The sequence below is a fragment of the Rossellomorea marisflavi genome (assembly GCF_022170785.1).
GTDB lineage: Bacteria > Bacillota > Bacilli > Bacillales > Bacillaceae_B > Rossellomorea > Rossellomorea marisflavi_B.
Map to the genome: position 1 here is coordinate 2,767,004 of NZ_CP081870.1, position 23,418 is coordinate 2,790,421.

The 23,418-nt window shown below is 47.5% G+C and carries 26 protein-coding genes; 8 read left to right on the forward strand and 18 right to left on the reverse strand.

Annotated elements, in window-relative coordinates:
• Window positions 1–243 precede the first annotated feature (243 nt).
• Window positions 244–1,005: a DUF1189 domain-containing protein gene (locus K6T23_RS14525; RefSeq protein WP_238281509.1), complete on the forward strand. Its 762-nt coding sequence runs from the start codon at window positions 244–246 to the stop codon at window positions 1,003–1,005.
• Window positions 1,006–1,021: 16 nt separating this feature from the next.
• On the opposite strand, the gene K6T23_RS14530 is transcribed toward K6T23_RS14525, so the two are convergent.
• The gene (locus tag K6T23_RS14530; RefSeq protein ID WP_238281511.1) at window positions 1,022–2,206 is read right to left on the reverse strand and encodes an MFS transporter; all 1,185 of its coding nucleotides are present in this window, start codon (window positions 2,204–2,206) and stop codon (window positions 1,022–1,024) included.
• Between the two features lie 46 nt (window positions 2,207–2,252).
• Between K6T23_RS14530 and K6T23_RS14535 the strand changes: the two genes are divergently transcribed.
• Together K6T23_RS14535 and ispG are read left to right on the forward strand one after the other, a co-directional pair.
• Window positions 2,253–2,588, forward strand: coding sequence for a hypothetical protein (locus K6T23_RS14535; protein ID WP_238281513.1), 336 nt, complete (start codon window positions 2,253–2,255; stop codon window positions 2,586–2,588).
• A gap of 104 nt (window positions 2,589–2,692) precedes the next feature.
• On the forward strand, window positions 2,693–3,805 hold the full coding sequence (ispG, locus tag K6T23_RS14540; RefSeq protein WP_048006111.1) for a flavodoxin-dependent (E)-4-hydroxy-3-methylbut-2-enyl-diphosphate synthase: 1,113 nt from the start codon (window positions 2,693–2,695) through the stop codon (window positions 3,803–3,805).
• A gap of 75 nt (window positions 3,806–3,880) precedes the next feature.
• Here ispG and K6T23_RS14545 read toward each other — a convergent pair whose 3' ends face one another.
• On the reverse strand, window positions 3,881–4,267 hold the full coding sequence (locus K6T23_RS14545) for a DUF4190 domain-containing protein (protein ID WP_238281515.1): 387 nt from the start codon (window positions 4,265–4,267) through the stop codon (window positions 3,881–3,883).
• A gap of 182 nt (window positions 4,268–4,449) precedes the next feature.
• Here K6T23_RS14545 and K6T23_RS14550 point away from each other — a divergent pair, with 182 nt between their 5' ends.
• Window positions 4,450–5,010 (forward strand): 5' nucleotidase, NT5C type, encoded by a 561-nt coding sequence (locus K6T23_RS14550; RefSeq protein ID WP_079516403.1) that lies wholly within the window; start codon window positions 4,450–4,452, stop codon window positions 5,008–5,010.
• Window positions 5,011–5,047: 37 nt separating this feature from the next.
• On the opposite strand, the gene K6T23_RS14555 is transcribed toward K6T23_RS14550, so the two are convergent.
• From K6T23_RS14555 to K6T23_RS14570, 4 genes are all read right to left on the reverse strand, one after another.
• Window positions 5,048–5,410, reverse strand: coding sequence for a DUF1499 domain-containing protein (locus K6T23_RS14555; protein ID WP_056535312.1), 363 nt, complete (start codon window positions 5,408–5,410; stop codon window positions 5,048–5,050).
• Window positions 5,411–5,768: 358 nt separating this feature from the next.
• Window positions 5,769–6,185, reverse strand: coding sequence for a Fur family transcriptional regulator (locus K6T23_RS14560; RefSeq protein ID WP_053426549.1), 417 nt, complete (start codon window positions 6,183–6,185; stop codon window positions 5,769–5,771).
• Window positions 6,186–6,187: 2 nt separating this feature from the next.
• Window positions 6,188–7,045, reverse strand: a complete 858-nt coding sequence (locus K6T23_RS14565; RefSeq protein WP_056535311.1) for a metal ABC transporter permease — start codon at window positions 7,043–7,045, stop codon at window positions 6,188–6,190.
• 14 nt (window positions 7,046–7,059) lie between these two features.
• Window positions 7,060–7,830 carry a metal ABC transporter ATP-binding protein gene (locus K6T23_RS14570; protein WP_079516404.1) on the reverse strand — a complete coding sequence of 257 codons (771 nt, stop codon included), beginning with the start codon at window positions 7,828–7,830 and terminating at the stop codon, window positions 7,060–7,062.
• Window positions 7,831–7,983: 153 nt separating this feature from the next.
• On the opposite strand from K6T23_RS14570, the gene K6T23_RS14575 reads away from it, so the two are divergent.
• Window positions 7,984–8,238 (forward strand): DUF2624 domain-containing protein, encoded by a 255-nt coding sequence (locus K6T23_RS14575; protein WP_048006116.1) that lies wholly within the window; start codon window positions 7,984–7,986, stop codon window positions 8,236–8,238.
• Window positions 8,239–8,275: 37 nt separating this feature from the next.
• On the opposite strand, the gene K6T23_RS14580 is transcribed toward K6T23_RS14575, so the two are convergent.
• Window positions 8,276–9,169, reverse strand: a complete 894-nt coding sequence (locus tag K6T23_RS14580; RefSeq protein WP_056535305.1) for a deoxyribonuclease IV — start codon at window positions 9,167–9,169, stop codon at window positions 8,276–8,278.
• A 30-nt stretch (window positions 9,170–9,199) separates the two neighbouring features.
• Window positions 9,200–10,507 (reverse strand): DEAD/DEAH box helicase, encoded by a 1,308-nt coding sequence (locus K6T23_RS14585; protein ID WP_053426545.1) that lies wholly within the window; start codon window positions 10,505–10,507, stop codon window positions 9,200–9,202.
• A gap of 278 nt (window positions 10,508–10,785) precedes the next feature.
• On the opposite strand from K6T23_RS14585, the gene K6T23_RS14590 reads away from it, so the two are divergent.
• From K6T23_RS14590 to K6T23_RS14600, 3 genes are all read left to right on the forward strand, one after another.
• Entirely contained in the window at window positions 10,786–11,472 is a 687-nt protein-coding gene (locus K6T23_RS14590; RefSeq protein WP_238281519.1) for a YqfQ family protein, read from the forward strand.
• Between the two features lie 138 nt (window positions 11,473–11,610).
• Window positions 11,611–12,570 carry a 4-hydroxy-3-methylbut-2-enyl diphosphate reductase gene (locus tag K6T23_RS14595; RefSeq protein ID WP_053426543.1) on the forward strand — a complete coding sequence of 320 codons (960 nt, stop codon included), beginning with the start codon at window positions 11,611–11,613 and terminating at the stop codon, window positions 12,568–12,570.
• 114 nt (window positions 12,571–12,684) lie between these two features.
• On the forward strand, window positions 12,685–13,158 hold the full coding sequence (locus tag K6T23_RS14600; RefSeq protein WP_238281521.1) for an NUDIX hydrolase: 474 nt from the start codon (window positions 12,685–12,687) through the stop codon (window positions 13,156–13,158).
• 25 nt (window positions 13,159–13,183) lie between these two features.
• Here the strand turns inward: K6T23_RS14600 and K6T23_RS14605 are convergent, their stop codons facing one another.
• The 10 genes from K6T23_RS14605 to ccpN form a co-directional block, all read right to left on the reverse strand.
• On the reverse strand, window positions 13,184–14,302 hold the full coding sequence (locus tag K6T23_RS14605) for a Nif3-like dinuclear metal center hexameric protein (protein ID WP_238281523.1): 1,119 nt from the start codon (window positions 14,300–14,302) through the stop codon (window positions 13,184–13,186).
• Window positions 14,299–15,009, reverse strand: coding sequence for a tRNA (adenine(22)-N(1))-methyltransferase (locus tag K6T23_RS14610; protein WP_238284445.1), 711 nt, complete (start codon window positions 15,007–15,009; stop codon window positions 14,299–14,301). The genes K6T23_RS14605 and K6T23_RS14610 overlap by 4 nt, the downstream gene beginning before the upstream one ends.
• Before the next feature lie 134 nt (window positions 15,010–15,143).
• Window positions 15,144–15,509 carry a cytochrome c550 gene (cccA, locus tag K6T23_RS14615; RefSeq protein WP_053426539.1) on the reverse strand — a complete coding sequence of 122 codons (366 nt, stop codon included), beginning with the start codon at window positions 15,507–15,509 and terminating at the stop codon, window positions 15,144–15,146.
• 300 nt (window positions 15,510–15,809) lie between these two features.
• Window positions 15,810–16,952, reverse strand: a complete 1,143-nt coding sequence (locus K6T23_RS14620; protein WP_053426538.1) for an acyl-CoA dehydrogenase family protein — start codon at window positions 16,950–16,952, stop codon at window positions 15,810–15,812.
• Window positions 16,953–17,072: 120 nt separating this feature from the next.
• A complete protein-coding gene (locus K6T23_RS14625) occupies window positions 17,073–17,597 on the reverse strand; it encodes a hypothetical protein (RefSeq protein WP_238281525.1) in 525 nt (174 codons plus the stop codon).
• Window positions 17,598–17,701: 104 nt separating this feature from the next.
• Window positions 17,702–18,838 (reverse strand): RNA polymerase sigma factor RpoD, encoded by a 1,137-nt coding sequence (gene rpoD / locus K6T23_RS14630; protein WP_238281527.1) that lies wholly within the window; start codon window positions 18,836–18,838, stop codon window positions 17,702–17,704.
• Window positions 18,839–18,869: 31 nt separating this feature from the next.
• Window positions 18,870–20,672 carry a DNA primase gene (dnaG, locus tag K6T23_RS14635; protein ID WP_053426536.1) on the reverse strand — a complete coding sequence of 601 codons (1,803 nt, stop codon included), beginning with the start codon at window positions 20,670–20,672 and terminating at the stop codon, window positions 18,870–18,872.
• Window positions 20,673–20,725: 53 nt separating this feature from the next.
• Window positions 20,726–21,160, reverse strand: coding sequence for a YaiI/YqxD family protein (locus K6T23_RS14640; RefSeq protein ID WP_079516412.1), 435 nt, complete (start codon window positions 21,158–21,160; stop codon window positions 20,726–20,728).
• 345 nt (window positions 21,161–21,505) lie between these two features.
• On the reverse strand, window positions 21,506–22,318 hold the full coding sequence (locus tag K6T23_RS14645) for a pyruvate, water dikinase regulatory protein (protein WP_179125838.1): 813 nt from the start codon (window positions 22,316–22,318) through the stop codon (window positions 21,506–21,508).
• 10 nt (window positions 22,319–22,328) lie between these two features.
• Entirely contained in the window at window positions 22,329–22,955 is a 627-nt protein-coding gene (gene ccpN / locus K6T23_RS14650; RefSeq protein WP_048006125.1) for a transcriptional regulator CcpN, read from the reverse strand.
• Window positions 22,956–23,418 lie beyond the last annotated feature (463 nt).

Here is a 23,418-nt window from a genome sequence, read left to right on the forward strand (position 1 = left end):
TCGACACTGATTTACAAAAACCCCATCACCTTTATAAATTATTTTAAAGAACAGGTAAATAGTTTACGGTCCGAATTTACAATAGATTAATAATATGACCCTTTTGTTACATTTTGATTACAAAAAGACCTTTTGTTCTTCTACCATCAAAGGAATGTTCATAAAGTTGTCCGATTCCAACTTGTAACGCAGTGATGTATACGATTAAAATAGAAGAGATATGCCGAGAAAGGAGTTGAGGTTTTGAATATTTTCAAACAGCTGATAAAAAGTATTCATTCCCCAAAACATATAGCCGCTTTCCGCTTTCAGGGAATCGGGAAAACCATTTTATACATATTCCTACTGACTTTCTTGTCGGTCATTCCTCAGGTGATCGAGCTGACTTCATTTTCTACGGATGCCATCCATGACGTGGAGGATGCCCTGGAGCATAACATTCCTTCATTCACCATCAAGGATGGGGAACTCATATCCGATTCCAAAGAACCCATCATCGTAGAAAAATCCGACATGACCATCGTATTCGATAGTACCGGCGATACGGAGGCTGCGGATGTGGATGAAGATAAATCCATCGCGTTTCTGAAAGATTCCATCGTAGTCAATATGTCGGGAAGCGTTGAATGGAGCTACTCCACAATTGGTGCAGAAGACACAACCAAGGAGAAGGCGCTATCCACTGTAAGGATGATGGATAACCTGAAATGGATCTTCCTCCCAGTGGCTATGGTCAGCGTCTACCTGTTCAGTTCTGCTGTGATGTTCCTGAAGATCTTGATTTTTGCACTCATCGCAACGGCATTTGCAACGGCCATGCAAAAGCGGGTCAATTATCGCCAAGGCTTCCGCGTCACAGCGTATGCCGCTACGCTCTCAACCTTGTTCTTCGCAATCATGGAACTCTTGAAGACCCCGGTTCCGGCTGCGCCGTTCGTCGATTGGTTCGTTATCACCGTCATCATCTACCTTTCGGTAAAAGAAATTCCTCAGCGAAAGGCTTGACCAGCTGGAGCGCCCATCAATGGGCGTTCCTTTTTTTATAGTGGATCACATACATATGCGTCAGTGTCAGAAGGGCGATGAAGGCGAACGTCCACCCGTACATACTCACAACGTCCTCCTTCCACCTTCCATATGCAATCGGCCCAAGGGCGACACCTGCAAATCGGCTCGTTCCGTACAAACTGACCACGAGTCCCCTCTCTTCCTCTCCCACTGCCCCGGTCACTTCGGAGTTAATGACAGGCAATATGAGCCCTAGACCACCAAAACAGATTGTCAGAAGAAACATGAGCCCGCTCAAGGAATGCCATAAGAACAATCCACCGGAAGCAACCAGCATGAGCACAGTACCCGTACCCATGAATAGGCCTCCCCCCCCTTCCTTCAGACGCTTTCCGCACCAATAGGACGTCACTACCATGGCACCCAAGGGAAAAAGAAAGGCAAACCCTTTGAAGAATCCATCGATATGAAAGATATTTTCGATATGGTAGGAAAGGAAGTAAAGGATGCCGAATAATACAAACAGACCCGTTCCGCCCATCGCATAAAGAGGAATTAACAGCCTCCAGTTCCGCTTCAATGTTGACTGAACATCCTGCATATAACAGCGGAAACCTCGGATGGAGCCGGAGCTTCTTTTCTCTACTGAAAGCTCTTTTCGCATACCTGCAAGGATGATGAAGCTTACCAGGATATAGACCCAGAAGATGTGGTTCCAAGGGAGCAGAAATGCCAATGAGGCTCCGAATATGGGGGCAAGCACCTTCCCGGCCCCATTGGATACCTCTAGAGAAGCGAGAACACCCGTCCGCTTCTCACCGCTGAACAGGTCCCCTGTGAGGGCCATGGCAAGAGGAGTGGTCCCCGCGGCACCCAGCCCCTGGATCATGCGCCCCGTCATGAATAGAAGTCCTGAGCCCCGACCACTCATCACACAAATCAGACTCCCCAACATCATCAGATAAAGGGACCACTTCACCATGAAGCTTCTGCCGAAACGGTCGGAAAGGACTCCGACCACCGGAATGACGAGAGCTGCAGGAATCGTGAAGGCGCTTAAGATAAATCCACTCCACGCTCCTTCCAAGCCCAGTGATTGTTCAATTTCAGGCAATAGCGGAATGAGCATGGAGTTTCCAAGCACCATCAATAGTGGAAGTAGTAGGATGACAAACTCCAGACGTGTCATTTTCATCATAAGAAACTCCTTTTCCAAACGAACAAAACCAGGAGGAATGTTGATCATGAAGAGGCTCGCGGTTTTTGTAGGTGTGATCATTCTGTTATACAGTGTGTATTATGACTTGAATAAAGGAACATTAACCTTACTACATGAAGAATCAGTAGAGACTGCCGCTCCAATGAAGGAGCCCATCACCCCGGACGTCAGGGAGGTGCCTTATATCGAGACAAAGGTTTCCTCAGGGGATACCGTGCTGAGCTTAGTGAAGGATGCGGTTGGCGGTCCCCTGCCCGTGTCTGTCGATCAAGTGATCCGAGACTTTGAAGAACTGAACGGGATCGGGGCTTCCGAAATTCAAGCGGGAAAAACCTACAAGTTTCCGAAATACCCCTCATGAATATGCTTTTTGACACCTATTTCTTGTCAATACCGTGCAAACACTGTTACAATAATTTCGTATTATGAATAGCTGAATAAGCTTTTTAAAGGAGCGAATCACACGTGAGTGAAATCATACATCGCACAAAAACACGCCCCGTCAAAGTCGGAAATCTGACAATTGGCGGAAATAATGAAGTTGTCATCCAAAGTATGACGACCACCAAAACCCATGATGTAGAAGCAACAGTAGCAGAAATCCACCGCCTGGAAGAAGCAGGATGCCAGATCGTCCGCGTCGCATGTCCTGACGAACGCGCAGCAGAAGCCATTGCGGATATCAAAAAACAAATCAACATCCCGCTTGTCGTCGATATCCATTTTGATTACAAGCTTGCACTTAAAGCAATCGAAGGTGGAGCTGATAAAATCAGGATCAATCCTGGGAACATCGGACGCCGTGAAAAAGTGGAAGCTGTCGTCAAAGCGGCTAAAGCAAAAGGCATTCCGATCCGTATCGGTGTCAATGCCGGAAGCCTTGAGCGGAAAATCCTTGATAAATACGGCTATCCGACAGCGGACGGCATGGTGGAAAGCGCCCTGCATCACATCAAGATCCTTGAAGACCTTGACTTCCACGATATCATCGTTTCCATGAAGGCATCCGATGTGAACCTGGCGATCGAAGCATATACAAAAGCAGCCAAAGCCTTTGACTATCCGCTTCACCTCGGTATCACCGAGTCAGGCACACTGTTTGCCGGTACTGTAAAGAGTGCCGCAGGTCTGGGTGCCATTCTCAGCCTCGGTATCGGTAACACCGTGAGGATCTCACTAAGTGCGGATCCGGTCGAGGAAGTAAAGGTCGCACGCGAACTGTTGAAATCATTCGGTCTTGCAGCCAACGCTGCGACTTTGATATCCTGCCCTACATGCGGTCGTATCGAAATCGACCTGATTTCGATTGCCAATGAAGTGGAAGAGTATATCTCGACCATCAAGGCCCCGATCAAGGTTGCGGTACTCGGCTGTGCCGTGAACGGTCCCGGAGAAGCAAGGGAAGCCGATATCGGTATCGCCGGAGCCCGTGGTGAAGGACTTCTATTCCGTAAAGGAAAAACGGTCCGTAAAGTACCTGAGGAAACCATGGTCGAAGAGTTGAAAAAGGAAATCGACAAAATTGCTGAAGAATACTTTGCCAAACAGGAAGAAGAGAAGAAACAGTTGGAAGTGTAAATGAGAAAGAGAGGACTGATTTTCATCAGTCCTCTCTTTTTTGTATCTTGAAATGCTCCCACTTCCAAGATCATGTTAAAAGAACGGCAGTACGAATATCCCGATAATCAGGGAAACGGCTCCGACTCCGATCGCCCACGCTCCCAGCGTTTCTGCGCCTCGTCGCCTTGCCACGAATCCCAATACGATGCCCACCGCTCCAAGGATTACCGGGAGGATGAACAACGACAAGATGGAAAGGGCAAGTGCCGAATATCCCATTACACTTCCAGAAGTAGATCGCTCCTCTACTTCATCCCGTTCATAAGCATCTACATCACGGATGGAAAGCGGAGCAGCGATTTCAGTCGCTGTTTCTTCACGATAGTCTTCTGTCACAAGATTTGTCGCCTGAGTGTCGTGAAAACCGATTTCATCTTCACGCTCAATCTTCATTAGCTCATGCTTCTCTTCTTCATTCATACTGCAATCCCTCACTTTCTGAGTATGGGAGCCTTCTTAGTGTTCGTTACGACCGTTTTTTTACTATGCTAATGTTTGCTATTTATGTGCGAGTGGTGGAAGGAAAATGAAAATCCGCTTACGGGCAAGCGCGGAGTATGATAAACTTGAAGGAGTTTTGATACAGAGGAGCTTGATAAAAAATGAAACGCTTTGGAATTGATATAGACGGTACGGTTACGTCCCCTGCCTCCCTTCTGCCTCATATAAATGATCATTTTGATTTGTCATTGACGCTTGATGATATCACCCAATATGAACTGACGGAGGTCCTCAATATCACTCCTGCTGAATTCGGATCATGGTTCACTGATGCTGAGCCTATCATCTACAAGGACTCCCCCATTGCAGATGGAGCCAAACAGGTACTGGATCAGTGGAAGGAATCTCATGAATTGTTCTTCATCAGCGCAAGGAGATCGGATCTTTTACAAGTCACAAAGGACTGGTTCTCGGAAAGTGACCTGACCTACCATCACATCGAACTGATCGGGTCGCACGATAAAGTTTCGACGGCCAAAAAATACGATGTCGACCTCTTCTTCGAAGATAAACATGACAATGCCGTCGCGATCCATGAAGCACTGAAGATTCCTGTCCTTCTCTTCAATACCCCATACAATCAGGATCCAATTCCTGACGGTGTCATCCGTGTAAACGATTGGCAAGAAGCTGAAGCATGGGTGAAGAATTGGTTGTCATAATATAAAAAAGCGGCCCGTGGGCCGCTTTTTTATATTCTTATAACGAGTGAAATAAATGCTTGAAGCGATCGATTCTCTTCCTGTTCGCCTTGAAATCATAGTAGCCCAGCCGGGATGCCGATCTGATGTGAAGAAGATGATTGTATTCATCTATATAAAACTCCACATCATCCTTGAATTTCAAAAACTTTGTACTGAATACGGCATGGATGTATTTCGGGGTTTCCTCCTTCACCTCTGTTTGATCAAAGTGGGCAAGGGCCACATGGATCTTTTCCTTCACCCTTTCAGAACTCTCTTCAATGGGAATGGGTGAAATCCGATGGTAGGAAGTAAGGTCTATGGTGCTCACACAATTTTTCTTATTTGATGGGCAATGGTTGAACGGTACTTTATCCACAGCAGATCGCTCCCTGTTTTTTGAATTCGCTCATTATTTTCCCCATTCTCCCTTTTTTAAACGAAGTCCCATATGTTTAACTTACCGTAGTCACCCGTAAGAGGATAAAGAAGAAGCAGGACAACTGTTTTTCAATCATAATAAAACCCGCATTCATTTACCCTGTGACAAGGAAAATGAATGCGGGTTTCTCATATGTTTACTGAACATTTATCGTTCATTGTTGATTGGGGTACAAGACGCAGGCTCATGTGAGACCCTTCAGGCTATCCGGGGAGGCTCAACCCTAACCATGAGCGTATAAAGAACCTGCACGGATCGTGCCCGTTATGACATGATCCTTTTTATTGTCCCGTCCTCATTGACACTGAGGACATTTTCCGTAAATCTCGAACTTATGTCCTGAAATATCATAACCGGTTTCCGATAGATCTTCCTTCAGGGCTTCCATCGGGCAGCTGTGGATTTCTTTCGTCTTCCCGCAGTCCATACAGATGAAATGATGGTGGTGGTGGTTGGCCGCACAGGTGAAACGGAAATGGCGTTCACCGGACAGGTCCGTTTCCTCAAGGATACCGAGGTCTACGAACAAACTGAGATTTCGGTAGATCGTATCAAAACTCAACCCAGGATAATCGCCTTTCATATGTTCCAACACATCACGTGCCGTCAAGTATTTATTGGAAGACGAGAAAAGTTCCAAAAGCTGTTCCCTTTTCCCCGTATGCTTATATCCTTCTTCCTTCAATAACTCCAATGCTTGTGATACATTCATGCTCAATGCACCTCTACTTTCGAAGGTTTATTCGAACGTACCTTCTTGATGAGGATCGTCACCATCAGGATGATGATGGCGGTCACCACGATGGTCCCACCTGGCGCAAGATTTAGATAGAAGGCACTTACTAATCCTACAATAACAGATATCTCACCGAACAGCACTGCAAAACCAATGGTTTGCTTGAATCCCTTCGCGACCCGGATACTTGCGGCGACGGGCAGGGTCATCAAGGACGACACAAGGAGGATCCCCACGATCCTCATGGAAGCTGCAATCACTAGCGCGACCATGATCATGAAGATGAAATGAATCGCCTTGGCAGGGATGCCTGACGCCTTTGCGTGCTCTTCATCAAACGAAAGGAGGAACAGCTCCTTGTATAAGAGGAAGATGACCGTGATCACCACTACGCTGATGATGCCGATCAGATACAGGTCCCCCCTGCTTACTGCACTGACGCTTCCGAATAGATAGCTGAATAGATCTGTGTTAAAGCCGTCGGCGAGTGAAATGAAGATTGCACCAATTCCCACACCACCTGAGAGGATGATGGGAATGGCCAATTCCTGATAGTGCTTGTAAAGCGTCCTCAGCCTCTCGATGAATACGGAACCCAATACTGAGAACACCATTCCGAAGTACAACGGATTAAGGGTCGCAAGTGAAGGGACCGTCTGACTCACATACAGGCTCGCCGCGATCCCCGAAAGGGTCACGTGACTAAGGGCATCCGCAATGAGGGAAAGCCTCCTCACGACGATGAAAGCCCCTAGGAGCGGTGCGATGATTCCGATCAGAATCCCCGTCAAAAATGCATTTTGTAAAAACTCATAGTGAAATATTGCTTCTATCATCGTTCCCTCTCCCCTTAAGCATGCTGATGATCATGGTTCAAAACGTGGACGTCATGACCGTAAAAAGAGGAAAGCTCATCATCTTTTTGCTTTTCAAACTCTTCTGTATCACCATGAAAGTGCAGTTGTTTATTTAGACAGGCGACGTGGGTCACCTTGCTTGTGATCGTCCCGATATCGTGGGTGACCAGAACCAGGGTGATGCCAAGATCTCTATTGAGACGCTCCAACATTTCATAAAATGTCTGGACATTTTGTGAATCGACCCCGACGGTCGGCTCATCCAGTATCATGATGTCAGGCTTTGATACAAGTGCCCTGGCAATAAAAACCCTTTGTTGCTGACCACCTGAAAGCTCCCCGATGTTCCGGCGGGCAAAAGCCCCCATTCCAACTGATTCAATGGCTTCAAGCACATCTTGTTTATGCTGATGGGATATCCGCCGGAATAAGCCGGCTTTCTTTGTGAGCCCGCTCGCGACAACCTCGAAAACCGTTGCGGGGAACCCAGTATTGAAGCTATTTGCCTTTTGGGAAACAAACCCGATCCTGCTCCAATCCTTGAATTTCTGAAGTGGTGTCCCGAAAAGCTCGATTTTTCCCTGCCGTAGCCTGAGGAGGCCAAGCATCAGTTTCAACAAGGTTGATTTACCGGACCCATTCGGTCCCACGATCCCTAGGAATGCCCCTTGTGGAACGCTCAGGTTGATGTCCTCAAGCACACGCTCCCTTTCATATCGGAAGCTTACATCTTCTATTTTAATGACTGGTGTCTCTCCATTCATGGCTATCAACTCTCTTTTTAAGAATCGTTACGATTTATGTCCATAGGGTAGTATACAACATGGGAATTTGATTGTAAACCATGGGGTATCGAGAAAAATCGTTGTCACTTTCTCTGCGTTCACATCATATGTATCTTGTGAGGAGTGATTAGGATGAAACTGCTGCAAAATGTGATCAACCATAAGATCAACACGATCTCACAGGGGGAGCTCATGAAGTATGCCGGTCAGTACCAGGTCTCCCTCACCCCTGCACAGGCCGACAGCATCGTGAAGAGCGTCAAAGGGAAGAACATCGACATCTTCAATGATGCAAAGCGAAGTCAACTGGTGAAAGAGCTGGCGAGGGTGATCGGACCTTCCAAGGCAAAAGAGATCAACGGACTCTTCCTGAAGCTGATGAAATGAAAGAAGGAGGCGCCCCTCAAGGGGTGCCTCCTTTCCTTTATGCTTCCATGATTCTTTTCAGCACATCTTCGTCGAACTCTCCGTTCCGGAGCATTTCGATTTCAAATTTATAAGGTGCCTTTTTGTTTTTCTTGTCTTCTCCCACATACGGGGTCTCAAGTATTTTCGGAATGTCTGCAAGCTGCGGATGATGGACGATCCGATTGATCGCATCAAATCCGATATGTCCGAATCCGATGTTTTCATGGCGGTCCTTCCGGGCACCAGTAGGATTTTTACTATCATTCACATGCAGTACCTTCAGGCGATCGATGCCGATGATGCGGTCGAATTCGTCCAGCACCCCGTCAAAGTCCTCCACGATGTTATAGCCCGCGTCATGGGTGTGACACGTATCGAAGCAGATCGATAAACGGTCATTCAGATCGACGCCTTCGATGATTGCAGCGAGCTCTTCGAATGAACGTCCACATTCCGAGCCCTTCCCTGCCATTGTTTCAAGGGCAATCTGAACTTTGTGCTCCTTCGTAAGGACTTCATTCAATCCTTCGATGATCTTTTCAATCCCTTTATCCGCTCCGGCACCGACATGCGCTCCCGGATGTAGGACGATCTGTCCTGCACCAAGGGCTTCTGTCCGTTCGATCTCCGAGCGGAGGAAGTTGACGCCAAGCTCGAATGTCGCAGGGTTGGTGGTGTTTCCGATATTAATGATATATGGAGCATGGACAACGATATCGTCGATGCCATGTTCTTTCATATGGGCCCTTCCCGCTTCGATATTCAAGTCTTCGATCTTCTTCCTTCTTGTGTTCTGGGGTGCACCCGTATAGATCATGAACGTATTCGCCCCATATGAAACGGCCTCCTCACTCGAAGCCAGCAGCATATTTTTCCCACTCATTGATACATGAGATCCGATCTTCAACACATGTCTCAGCTCCTTTACGACGCTTGCAGATTATTTATTCCTGCTTTTGATTCTTCTTTCGCGTTTCTTGATCTGCTCCATTTTATATTTCATTTTCTTTTTGTATCCTGGTTTCACCTTTTTCGGCTTCCGAACCATGGACTTGGCTTTTACATCCGCTTCATCTGCACTGGTTTTCTGGCGGTTCTTCCGCTTATTCAGCGCAGGGAGCTCTACCCATTCGCCTTTTTTAATATCTTTATGGGCAAACTGAATGCCCTTTTTCTCCAGTCGGTTGATGGCATCTTCATCGGATGCCTCATAGATGGTGAAAGCAATCCCACTGTTACCGGCGCGAGCCGTACGGCCTGTCCTGTGGATGTAGAAATCAAGGTCCTGCGGCAATTCAAAGTTGATGATATGACTGATTCCCTCGATGTCGATCCCCCTGGCAGCAAGGTCCGTTGCAACGATGTATTGGAATTCAAGACCTCTTGTTTGTTTCATTACCTTTTTCCGTTCACGCGGAGAGAGGCCACCGTGGATCCTCCCGACTTTCAATCCTTTGGCAATCAGGGCATCCGCCACTTCATCCGCTTTCGATTTCGTGTTTGTGAACACGATCCCGAGGTACGGGTTGATGTCAGTTAGTATATTGTAAAGCAGGTTGATTTTGTCACGGCTTTTCACCGGGACGATGACGTGCTCGATGTTCTTCGCCGATAGACGCTCAGGCTCTACATGGGCGAATTGAGGGTTTTCCATGTACTTCTTCAAGAATGGCTTCAACTTCTCTGGGATGGTTGCAGAGAATACCAGCATCTGGAGGTTTTCAGGCATTTTGCCGGCGATTTGATCCACATCCTCGATGAACCCCATATCAAGCATCAAGTCGGCTTCATCGATGACAAGCATGGTTGCCGTGTACACCAACAGGGCCTGTTCTTTCACTAAATCGTTGATTCTTCCCGGTGTACCTACGACGATATGTGGCTGGCTCTTCAGTTTCTCGATTGTCCTCTGCTTGTCCGTTCCCCCGATGAAACAGCGCGATGTGATGTCGGTATCTTTTGTAATCTTCAAGATTTCCTGATAGATCTGCTGGGCAAGTTCCCTCGTAGGGGCAGTGATCACCGCCTGGACCGTTTCAGAAGCTTCATGGATCTTTTCAATGATCGGAAGCAGATAAGAATGGGTCTTTCCTGTACCGGTCTGGGATTGACCGATGGCACTTTGGCCCTTCAAGATCATCGGGATCATCTTTTTCTGGATTTCCGTCGGCTCATGAAACCCCCGTTCTTCAATAGCATGCTGAATGAACGTTTTGAATTCATACTGTGTGAAGGCGTTCTTTGTCATGTCTCTTCATCTCCTTTATATCGACATCTCATTATACCTATTTCATGGTGATGCATGGACACCCCATACTGAAGGGTCCACCCGGTGTTCAGCGGGTGAAGATCTATATAAAACGTCAGTTGTCATTTAAAATAAGAACATCTAATCATTATAATCAATTTTCGGAGAAACATCTAGCCTATCAGGACAAAATCATTTCTCCCTCTACACAATACCCTTTTCAATCTGCTTGCATACGTTATAAAGATGGCGATTCCATTTGAAAGGAGGCGATCATCATGCCGCCACGCGGAATGATGAGAATGCGCGGAGGAAATCCATTCGGCATGCAGCAGCGGAATCCGTTCGGGATGCAACAGGGCAACTTCCGCATGCAACAGGGGAATCCATTCATGATGCAACAAAACCGAAGGAATCAACCTACTATGGGCGGCACTTCACCTTCTCCGTTCCAGATGTCAGGAGGACAGCCCGGTAAAAAGAAAGGTCTGCTCTCCAAACTATTGAAAAAAGGCGAAAATCGAGGAGGCGGGACCCCTGAAGGTGGAGCAGGCCTTCTCGAACAGTTCACACGGTCTGTATCCGACTCGGGGATGGACCGGTCTCCACAAGCAGCCGGAGGCATCCTTCAAGGGCTGATGAATCCGGGGAATATTGGCTCTTTCCTCACGAATACCCAACAGGTCCTGCAAACCGCTCAGCAGCTCGGACCGATGGTTTCCCAGTATGGTCCCATGGTCAAGAATATCCCAGCATTATGGAAGTTGTACAGGGGACTGAAAGATGTAACAGGGGATGAAGAAACAAAAGCAGATGCAGAAGAGGCTACTCCCCAACCAAAGGATCAGGACTCCGAGGAAACTGTGGAAACACCCGCACTCGACGAAGAATCAGAGCCTGCCCCTCCTGTCAGACCGAAAGCCCCCAGGAAAACGGGGCAATCTTCACCAAAGCTTTATATTTAAACCTGTAATGCCCTGCAGAATGCCTATCTGGAGGGCTATTCCCAATGGTTCAACCCTTTCCGTACCCATACTCTTTGTCATAAAGGACGTTCTCCTTTATAATGGGGGTACAACCTTTCCCATGTAGGAGGATTATCAGTGGATATTATTAAAATCACCCCGAGGGGGTACTGCTACGGAGTCGTCGATGCCATGGTCATCGCCAGGAATGCGGCGCTCGACAAGTCACTCCCCCGTCCGATATATATATTGGGCATGATTGTCCATAACAAACATGTGACCGATGCATTTGAAGAAGAAGGCATCATCACCCTGGATGGTCATAACCGAAAAGAAATCATCGACCAGGTCAATGAAGGGACTGTCATCTTCACAGCACATGGGGTATCCCCAGAAGTGAAGGAAATCGCCAAGAATAAAGGACTGGTGACGCTGGATGCAACATGCCCCGATGTCACGAAGACACATGACCTCATCCGCGAAAAGGAAGCCGAAGGTTATGACGTCATCTACATCGGTAAAAAAGGCCACCCAGAACCAGAAGGGGCCGTCGGTGTCGCACCTGATATCGTACACCTCGTGGAAACCGCCGCGGATGTCGAAAAGCTCACCATCGACAATGAAAAGATCATCGTGACGAATCAGACGACGATGAGTCAATGGGATGTTCTCGATACGATGGAGAAAGTCAGGGAAATGTACCCACATGTGGAACTTCACAAAGAAATCTGCCTGGCGACGCAGGTGCGTCAGGAAGCCGTTGCAGAGCAGGCTGGGGCGGCAGACGTCCTGATTGTTGTCGGTGACCCGAAGAGCAATAACTCCAACCGGTTGGCACAGGTGTCAAAAGAAATCGCCGGAACACCTGCCTACCGGATCTCTGACATAAGTGAGTTGGAGCTGGAGTGGCTGAAGGGTGCTAAAGTAGCCGCCGTCACTGCAGGTGCTTCCACCCCTACTCCGATCGTCAAAGAAGTCATCCGTTTCCTGGAAGCATATGACCCGGCTGATGAAGAGACGTGGACAAGGGAACGCAATGTCCCGCTCAATAAGATTCTTCCAAAAGTACGCAAGGCAAAACTTGGTTCTTCTAAATAAATCTAAACGCCTATGCAGGGATTCTCATGCATAGGCGTTTTCTTTGTCCTTTCCTACTGTGGATCACTTGACTCGTGAATGCTATAATTAAGGAAAACATTTACAGGAGGCTGTATGGGCTATATATTGAATTTGCGTAAACATGTCGGGACCCTCCCCCTCATCATGGTTGGATCATGCGTCCTCGTCATCAATGATTCAGAGGAACTCCTATTGATGAAGCGCACGGACAATCAATGTTGGGGCCTGCCGGGAGGTTCCATGGAACCCGGGGAAACCTTGCAGGAAGTAGCCGAAAGGGAGCTTTATGAAGAGACCGGCATCAAAGCTGAAGCTTTATCTTTATGGGGTATCTATTCAGGGCAGGAATTCTACTACCAGTACCCACACGGCGACGAGGTCTACAATGTCGTGACCGCCTATCTATGCAGGTCTTACAGTGGAGAATGTTGTCTGAATGAAGCGGAAGGATCCGAATTGCACTTCTTCCCATTGGATTCCCTTCCTCTCGAACTGAGCCCGCCAGATCAACCCATCATTATGGAGTTTCTGGAGCAAAAAGAAAAGCCCCGTTCGCACCCCTTATAATAAGGAGTGCAAACAAGGCTTTTTTTTACATGAACGTAAATGGATTCGTGTTAGAGGTAGAAGGAAAGATATTCACGACATATCCTTTTTCCGCGCACGTCTTGGCCAAGTGCCGGGCCACGCCGTCCTTCATGATTTTTTCGATATGATGTCCCGCATCAATGACGTTCAAGCCAAGCATCATGGCATCGTGGGCTGTATGATAGTAGATGTCACCCGAAATGAAAACGTCTGCTCCTTGTCGCTTGGCAGCATGGATGAATTTATTCCCGTCGCCACCGAGGATCGCCACTTTGTTCACGGGCGCCTCAAGGTCACCGGTCACTTTGACACCATCCATCCCGAAGACCGCTTTGACCCGCAGGGCAAATTCTTTCAGGGTCGTGCCCTCAGGTAACCTTCCGATCCTGCCGAGACCCATAGCGGGCGCTTTGTTCTCCAATGTATAGATATCATAGGCCACTTCTTCATAAGGATGATTGGTGAGCATGGCTTTCAGTACCCTGCCCTCCAAAGAAGCAGGAAAAACTGTCTCAATTCTTTCTTCCTCTGCTACTTCCAGGCTACCCTGTTCCCCTAGGTAAGGGTCGGTTCCTTCCCCCGGCAAGAATCTGCCTTCTCCTCTTGTAGTGAAGCTGCAATCGGAGTAGGCACCGATATTCCCCGCTCCCGCTTTGGCCAGGGCCCCGCGGAGGCGTTCACCGTGCTCTTGCGGTACAAAGACCACCAATTTCCTGAGCTCTTCGGAGTACGTCGGTACAAGGACGGATGGCTCAACCAGTCCAAGGGCATCAGCGAGCAGATCGTTCACTCCACCTTCCGCCACATCAAGGTTGGTATGGGCAGCATAAACGGCAATATCATGTTTGATGAGTTTTTCAATCATTCTCCCCTGATAGGTATCGGTATGGATTGATTTAAGGGACCTGAACAGCGGAGGGTGATGGGCGATGATCAGCTTCACATTATTCTTGATCGCTTCATCCACCACATTTTCAAGAACGTCCAGGGTCACCATGACATTTTCCACCTTTTCATTCAGCTTGCCGATCTGAAGTCCGATCGGATCGCCCTCCTCTGCAAGATGCTTCGGTGAAAATTGTTCAAATAGCTGAATGATCTCATGACCATTTGGTGTTTTCATCGATTCAGAACCTCCTCTACCAGTTTGATTTTTACAAGTAAATCATTTCTGCGCTCCTCGAGTGCTGGAGTTTCCTCAGCCTGTTCCATGTTTTTCAAGATCACCTTCCACTGGGTCATTTCATGTGTCCATTTCTTTCTGAACGGCGCACTGCGTTCAGTACTTAGTAACGGACCCATGAGGAGCTCTGCTTCAAGATTTCCGCTTGTATATCCTGCCTTCGGATCTCCTTTTTCCGCTACGAGAACTTCATAGATCTTACCGTCCTCTTCCAAGATCTCCTCTCTCAGAAGGGACCAGCCATTATCCATCAGCCATTCACGGATGGACACGGCGCTGATATTCGGCTGTAGGATGAGTCGTGCATTTTCTACTTTAGCCTTACCCTTCTCGAGAATGGAGGCAATCAGGGGCCCACCCATGCCAGCAATGGTGATGCATTCCACTTCTCCTGGACGGAGCACATCAAGGCCATCTCCCAGTCTGACATCCACCCTGTTTTCGAGGGCATTCAGTTTGACCTGTTTCAGAGCTGATTCGAATGGTCCCTTCACGACTTCACCGGCGATGGCCGAAGCCGCAATTCCTGTCTGGATCGCATAACATGGGAGATAGGCATGATCCGACCCGATATCTGCAATGGTACTGTCTTTTGGTATGTAGGATACAACTGTCTCCAGTCGTTTGGATAATTTTTCGCTATTCATCATTTCACCTTATCAATCTGGATTCATTCTTCCCTTCCCTGTACCGGGAAGGATTTTTCCGCTTCGATACCATTCTACCCAATTTCCAGGCATAAAAAAAGCCCCCTGCCCATCAGGCAAAGAAGCTTTCCCTATTATTTGAGTGACAAGATCCAGTCTGCCATGGCATCAAGATTCTCATCTTCCACAAGTCCTGCCGGCATGATGCCTTTACCATTCTTGATCGTTTCCTTGATTTGATCTTTGGAAAGATCCGTTCCTTTCAATGCAGGTCCAGCTCCGCCTTCATAGTCGCCACCGTGACAGCTCATACAGTTTTCCTTGTAGTGTGCTTCAGGATCGAATTCACCGCTTGAAGCCTGCTCTCCGCCTTTTTCTTCTTCCTTTGCCTTGTCAGCCTTCTCTTCAGCATTATTCAATCCTTCAAGAGATAAGAAGAAAACAAGTCCGATACCAAGTGCCATAATGAGAATGAACGGAATGATTGGATTGCGATTCATGGCTTAACCCTCCTTCGTATGTATACCATCCAAATAGTACCCTATTTAACAATTTATATTTTACTGTAAAAACAGGGAAAGTAAAAGTCCTACGAATTAACTTTTCCATCTTTCTCACAATTTAGACACATTATGTTCGATTTTACGTCGAATTCTCTTAACCGTTTTCATTATTGACACAAAAGCAATCCGTTTCACAGGACTATCATCCTGTTCTGATTTGGTATCGCTAACATGAATCTCTCTCATTTCCAGTTGTTTTCCCAAAATAAGGGACCCGTTACCAAGGGTCCCCGGGCATCAGTGACATCCAATCAGCCTTGAGATCACCATGCGCTGGACTTCCGACGTTCCTTCGCCGATTTCGAGGAGCTTCGCATCGCGAAGGTACCTCTCCACATGATACTCCCTCATATACCCATATCCTCCGTGGATCTGGATCGCTTCATCGGCCACTTCCATACTGATTTCGGATGCATAGAGCTTGCACATGGACGCTTCCTTGGAAAATGGTCTGCCCTGATCCTTCAGCCACGCTGCCTTGTGCACCATGTTCCGGGCCAATTCGATCTTCATTGCCATGTCGGCCAGCTTGAACTGGGTCACTTGGAACTGGGAGAGCGTCTTTCCGAACTGCTTTCGCTCTTTGGCATATTGCAGGGCCTTATCAAAGGCTGCCTGAGCCACCCCCACAGCCATGGCACCGATCCCGATCCTTCCGCCGTCAAGAGTGACCAGGAACTGCTTGAAGCCCTCTCCTCGCTTACCAAGGAGGTTCTCCGCAGGAACCTCCACATCTTCCAGCACAAGTTCAGTGGTGTTCGAGGCGTGCAGCCCCATCTTTTCATAATTATCAATCACCTTGAAGCCTTTGGCATCTGTCGGTACGATGATTGCGCTGATTTCCTTGTTGCCGTCCTTTTTACCGGTGATAGCAGTCAGAGCCAGATGGTTCGCATAGCTGGCATTTGTGATGTAACACTTATTCCCATTGATTACCCAGCGGTCCCCTTGCTCCACTGCCGTCGTCTGGGTTCCACCAGCGTCTGATCCCGCATTCGGTTCGGTCAGCCCGAAAGCTCCGAAGCTCTCGCCCGTACAAATCGGCGTCAGATATTTCTCCTTCTGCTCTTCCGTACCGAACATGGAGATCGGTGCTCCTCCCAGGGAAATGTGGGCAGAGTACGTGATTCCTGTCGATGCGCATGCCCGGCTCAATTCTTCTGTCACGATGGCAAAGCTGACCGTATCCGCCCCGGCTCCGCCGTATTCTTCTGAAAACGGAAGACCCATCAGTCCGAGGTCCGCCAATTTTTTAAAAACGTCAGCAGGGAATTCCTTGGCCCGGTCCCTGTCAAGGGCACCCGGCGCCACCTCTTCATCTGCAAACTCTTTAATGGTTTTTTTGATCATTGCCTGTTCCTGTGTCAAATCAAAATTCATTTCCATCCCCCTTATCTGTCTGGCTTCCTGCCAAAAGCAGAAATGTATGCGCTATCATTTCCATTATAAAAGGATTAAATGAATTTTCTCAACTTTAAAAAACTTTATAATTTTCTGTAGTTATATTACAATATAAATAGTCAACAGGATCGCTCCCAGAGTCCCTCCGATGGAAAATGGAAGGATTTTGCGCCCGAAACCCGTAACCGACCATACAAAACAATGCAAATATAGGAGCGGTATCAGGACGCCTCTCTTCCCTTCAAAAAATGCATCCACGATGTGAACCGTCATAAAAAGAAGGATGAGAGCTGCAACCACATACACAAAAAGGGTAGGGATTCCTTTTTTGCTATAATGAATTGCCATGACCACAAGGAAAACGACAAATACTGCCAAAATCGCTGTTTGCAAAAGCGGTGACATTTCAGTAAAATAAATGACAAATACGGTGAGGCCGAGAGTCAGGGCCGATGCTGCAAGATGTGTGTACCCCCGAGAGGAAACGCTTTCACTTTCCCCTTTGGTGTAAAGGTTGAGAAGGTAGTCACAGTAGTGCTCCGGAAGCATGCTACTTTCTTTCCACCGTTTGATTTCGTTTATGATGATTGTTGTTTCTTTATCCTGTTGTTTGATTCCAATCACTGCCTAACCTATCAAGTATATGTATAAACTTCGTCACAGCCTGTCGAAATTCCTTTTTTGCCGAAAAAAAAACCGCCTCGGCGTACGCGAGACGGTTCTGGTTCCTATTCGAGGAAATCTTTCAAACGTTTGCTTCTGCTTGGATGGCGTAGTTTGCGCAGAGCTTTCGCTTCGATCTGTCGAATCCGTTCCCTGGTAACACCGAAAACTTTTCCGACTTCTTCCAAGGTACGGGTCCTTCCGTCATCAAGTCCAAAGCGAAGACGCAGAACGTTTTCTTCACGGTCTGTCAAGGTATCGAGTACATCCTCGAGCTGTTCCTTCAAAAGTTCGTAAGCAGCATGCTCTGATGGTGACTGTGCTTCTGCATCCTCAATGAAGTCGCCGAGATGTGAATCATCCTCTTCCCCGATCGGTGTTTCCAATGAAACAGGTTCTTGGGCAATTTTCAGGATTTCCCTTACTTTTTCCGGTGTAAGGTCCATTTCTTCTGCTATTTCTTCAGGCGCGGGCTCCCGACCGAGATCTTGAAGAAGCTGGCGTTGGACACGAATCAGTTTATTGATGGTCTCCACCATATGGACAGGGATACGGATCGTCCTGGCCTGGTCAGCGATGGCACGGGTGATGGCCTGACGGATCCACCAAGTGGCGTACGTACTGAATTTGAACCCCTTGCGGTAATCAAATTTCTCAACCGCTTTAATAAGGCCCATATTCCCTTCCTGGATCAAATCAAGGAATAACATACCCCGACCGACATAACGCTTCGCAATACTGACCACAAGTCGAAGGTTGGCTTCTGCAAGGCGGCGCTTCGCCTCTTCGTCCCCTTCTTCGATTCTTTCGGCAAGATTGATTTCTTCTTCTGCTGATAGCAGGTCGACCCTTCCGATTTCTTTCAGATACATACGGACCGGATCATTTATTTTGACGCCGGGAGGGACACTGAGGTCATTCAGATTGAATTCCTCTTCCTCTTCCTCTTCCTTTGCCAATTCAGGGGCACTCGGATCGTCATCTTCATCACTTTCTTTGATGATTTCGATGCTTTGTTCACCTAAGTGCTCGTAAAATTCATCCATTTGATCAGAGTCCAATTCGAAGCCCGATAGTTTATCGGCGATATCCTCATACGTGAGGACACCTCTCTTCTTACCCTGATTCACTAAAAATTCTTTCACCTGATCAACGGTCAATTCAGACGCTATTTGTTTGGAACGCGCGGACTTTTCAGCCATGTGTTCCCCTCCTTCCAACTTCCTGGCAAAACTATAAAGACTTACGCAGCTGTAAGATTTCCATCGCAATCTCTACTTCCTTGCGATAATCATTTCTTCTCTCAGCTTCTTTTCTTTCCTGTTCTTTTTCCTTTATCTTCAACATCTTTTGATGTTTTAAGACCTGTTTCACATAATCCATCAGTTCATCATCGGTGCATTCTTCGCTGATGGACATCATTTCGATCTCCGTCACCACCCGCCTCAAACGCTCATCGCTCAGATAGCCAATGAATCCGCGGGCGCCTGGTGGCAGGCCTTCTTCATAATACCCGAGAAGATAGGTGATGATCGCCTGGTGCTCATCTACGTTGAGACTGACACCTGCAAGCCAATCCTGAACCTTATACGCAATGTTGGGGTCCCTCATCATATGGGCGATTAAGCGCCTTTCGGCATTTTGATATGCAGGAAGGAGCTGTGACTTCCGGTTGAAGGGAGCAGCCACGGGTGCGGGGCTTTGTTGTACCTTCTTTGACCGGGGTGCTCCTGTCTGCCCCATCTGCTGCTGCAGGGCATCCAGCGATAGATCAAACTCATCGGCGAGGTTTCTCAGATAGAAGTCTTTTTCAACGGCACTGCTCAAGCCGACGATTTCCTTGAGTACCTCTTCGATATAGGCGAGCCGATCTCCTTCATCATTCAGGTTTTTATTCAGCTTGTAATAGCGGAGTTTGAACGCCATGAATGTCAGAGCCGCCCCTATTACATCCTGCTGAAACTTTTCGGATCCATAGGTGGAGATGTAGTCATCGGGGTCGAGCTGCTCCGGAATGGCGGCGATGCGGATATTCATGCCGTGGTTCGTCAGGAGATTTCCTGCCCTGAACGCGGCTTCGATCCCCGCAGAGTCGCCGTCATAACAAATCACGACGGTATCCGTGAGTCGTTTGATCAGTCCGATCTGTTGCTCGGTCAAGGAGGTCCCCATTGTGGCGATCCCATTCTCGACTTCCGCCTCGTTTGCGGAAATGACGTCTGCAAACCCTTCAAAGAGGATCGCCTGCTGTTTCCGCCTGATTGAGGCCCGAGCACCATGGTAATGATAGAGGATTTTACTCTTATTGAAGATTTTCGTCTCCGGACTGTTCAAGTATTTCGGTTCATCGCCTTTTTGGAGGCTCCGTCCCGAAAAGGCGACCGTGTCTCCTTTGGGGTTCTGGATGGGAAACATGATCCTGCCCCTGAACCGGTCCAGGAAGGATTGGTCCCTTTCCCTTCTGACCAGGAGCCCGGCCTCTTCCATGAGTTCGAGGGGATATCCCCTCTTTTCCAGAAACTTGACTGTGAAATCCCAATTGGGAAGCGACCAACCGATTTTGAACTTCCGGATGCTTTCGGTTGTGAACCCCCTGGCAAGCAAATATTCCAGTGCATCCTGACCCTCTTTTGTATTAAGGAGCAAATGATGGTAAAATTTACTCAAAAGTTCATGGGCCTCGATCATCCTCTTCTCGTCTTCAAGTTGAGCATGATCTACATTCGGGGTGGAAGGCGTGACGTCAATTTCCTCTCCAACCTTCTCACCAAGCTTTTGAGCTGCTTCCTGGAAGGACATGCCGTCTACATCCATAAGGAATGTAAAGGCGTTACCCCCCGCACCGCAGCCGAAGCAATGGAAGATTTGTTTATCAGGTGAAACAGAAAAAGATGGAGTGTTCTCTCCATGAAATGGGCAGAGCCCAAAATAGTTTCGACCCTGTTTCTTCAGTTGCACATAGTCGCTTACAACATCCACGATGTCCGTGGATGATAAAATTTTATTCAGCTTCTCTTCAGGGATTCTTTCTGACACTATTCATCACCTGTTTTATAAATGTCCCTCATAAGTTGATTCGATAAATTTTATCAATCTCCTGCAATTTGCGACAATAAATTCTCGAAGTTTGCGGAAAAAGTTTCCCGGTCTGATTGGGTAAATGCCTTGGGACCTTTTCCATACTTCCCTTTTCTACGTTCCTTAGCGGCAAGATACCTGTAATCGAGGGCCGTGGCAATCGTTTCTTCCCTGTATGCTTTTCCCCTGGGGGACAGTGCATAAACGTGCTTGGGCAGGACAAGACTGGCAAGCCCTATATCCTGGGTGACGAGCACATCGGAAGATCGGACGTGATTCATGATGTACAGATCGGCTGATTCCTTAGAACTATCAACATAGATCCATTCACCTGCTTCAGGCTCACTTTTCCGGTGGGCATGGGAAGCGACGAATACAACCCCGAATCCGTATCTTCTTGAAATCCGGCTGATTTCCTCCTTGACAGGACAAGCATCAGCATCCACGAATACACAAGGATGATATGGGTCATACCTAACTATTCTACATCACTCCATGTAATCCTTCTCTCCCGGATAACTTTCCTTGGGATCAAGGAAGAATTTGTCGAAAAAAACCCTCTTCAGGACTTGACATATCACAATAATTAGTTTATTCCTTAAGAGTTTAGTCTAAACCTATTTTAAATATTTTTATCACAATTTTTTATTATAGTATATCCCCGGCTATTTGACCACCCATAAAACTCATTCTCTTCACGATTCCACCTTCTTGCTTCTCCACTTTAGGTTGAAGTCCCCAAGCACAGAAAAACCGGACCACCACGATCATGATGGTCCGGGTAAAAACACTCAGGATTTCTGATAGATATTCGTGATGACATTGGCCGTCTCTTCAACGGCTTTATTCGTCACGTCGATGACATGACAACCGATGCGTCCGGTGATCGCTTCGAAGTATGTAAGTTCTTCTTCGATTCTTTTAATGTTTGCATAGCTTGCCTGGTCGTTCAATCCGAGGGATTTCAACCGTTCCCTTCGGATCGTATTCAGTTTGTCCGGACTGATCTTCAGCCCGAAGCATTTTTCTGGAGGAACCTTAAAAAGCTCCTCGGGGGGATCGACTTCAGGCACAAGGGGGACATTTGCCACCTTATAACGTTTGAGTGCCAGATATTGTGATAATGGCGTCTTGGATGTCCTTGATACGCCCACCAAAACGATATCCGCCCTGAGAAGGCCCCTTGGGTCCCTTCCATCATCATACTTCACGGCAAATTCGATGGCCTCGACTTTTTTGAAATAATCGTCGTCCAGTTTCCGGACCGTACCCGGTTCAAACAGCGGTTCCTTTTGATATGACGATTGATATGTATCCATGAGGGGTCCGATGATATCGAACGCATGGAGGTCTTCCACCTTCGCCTTCGCCTTGATATAGGCGCGCATTTCAGGTTTCACAAGGGTATAGACGATCAGCCCTTTCGTCAGTTTTGCAAGGGAGATTACTTCATCGATATTTTCCAATTCTTCGATATACGGGAAGCGTTTAATGACCGTATTCTTAGAACCATCGAACTGGCTGATGGCTGCCTTGGTCACTAGTTCGGCCGTTTCCCCGACGGAGTCTGATACCACATAGATAATCGGTTCTTTCACGATCATTCACCACCTGTTAATATTCATCTGCCAGTGCAACGAACGCCTTTGTGACATTCGTCTTTGTAATCCGCCCTGTTACTTCAAGATCTCCATTATCCGTTTTCCGGACAACAGGGACGGAGTCGATCTGCTTATGGATCAAATCCTTCGCGACGCCGATCAACGGATCATCCTTCTCGCATGTCGTGATATTCGGCATCCTCGTCATGATGATATTCACCGGAAGCGTACTCAATTCCTGCTTTCCGATGCTTGCCCTTAGAAGATCCTTCCGGGAGAGGACCCCGACCAGATAGGAATTCGCATCAACTACGAACAGTGTCCCCACATCTTCGAGGAACATCGTCACGATTGCATCATAGACTGAGACATTTTCATTCACGACCACAGGAATGGATTGATAATCCTTCACGTAGATTTTCTTCAGGTTTTCTGTCAGCAGCTGGGTTCCCGTCTTACCGGTATAGAAATACCCCACCCGGGGCCTTGCATCAAGGTAACCCGCCATGGTCAGAATGGCCAGATCCGGTCTCAGGGTGGCACGGGTCAAGTTGAGTCGGTCGGCGATCTGTTCTCCCGTGATGGGCCCATTATCTTTCACGATCTGCAAAATCGTTTCTTGACGTTTATTCAGTTCCATTTTCCTTCACCACCTAACGACCCTTTTTCAAAATGTTATACTGTATACTAAATATTATATACTAATGAGTCAAAATGAAAAGAGTATTATCTTTTCCCTTTATGTGTAAACTATATCGGAATATTAGACCTGTAAAAGAGTATCCTGTTTCCAGGGAAACATCAACTCTTTTTCACTTTGAGCGAACAATGGTTGTCAAGAAGAAAATCCCATGATAAAATAGCTAACACATTCATAACGTAAGCAATGACGGATAGATAAGTAACCGCAGCCTTAAGCGACCGGGGATGGTGGAAGCCCGGAACAGCGGAGAAACGGCGATCCCGAGCTCATACAATCGAAAGTGGATATGCCTTTTGCATATCAACTAGGGTGGAACCGCGAGCCAAAGCTCGTCCCTAGGCCTATAGTGCCTGGAGACGAGCTTTTTTTATTGGCCGGCACCCTTATCCAAAAAAGGAGT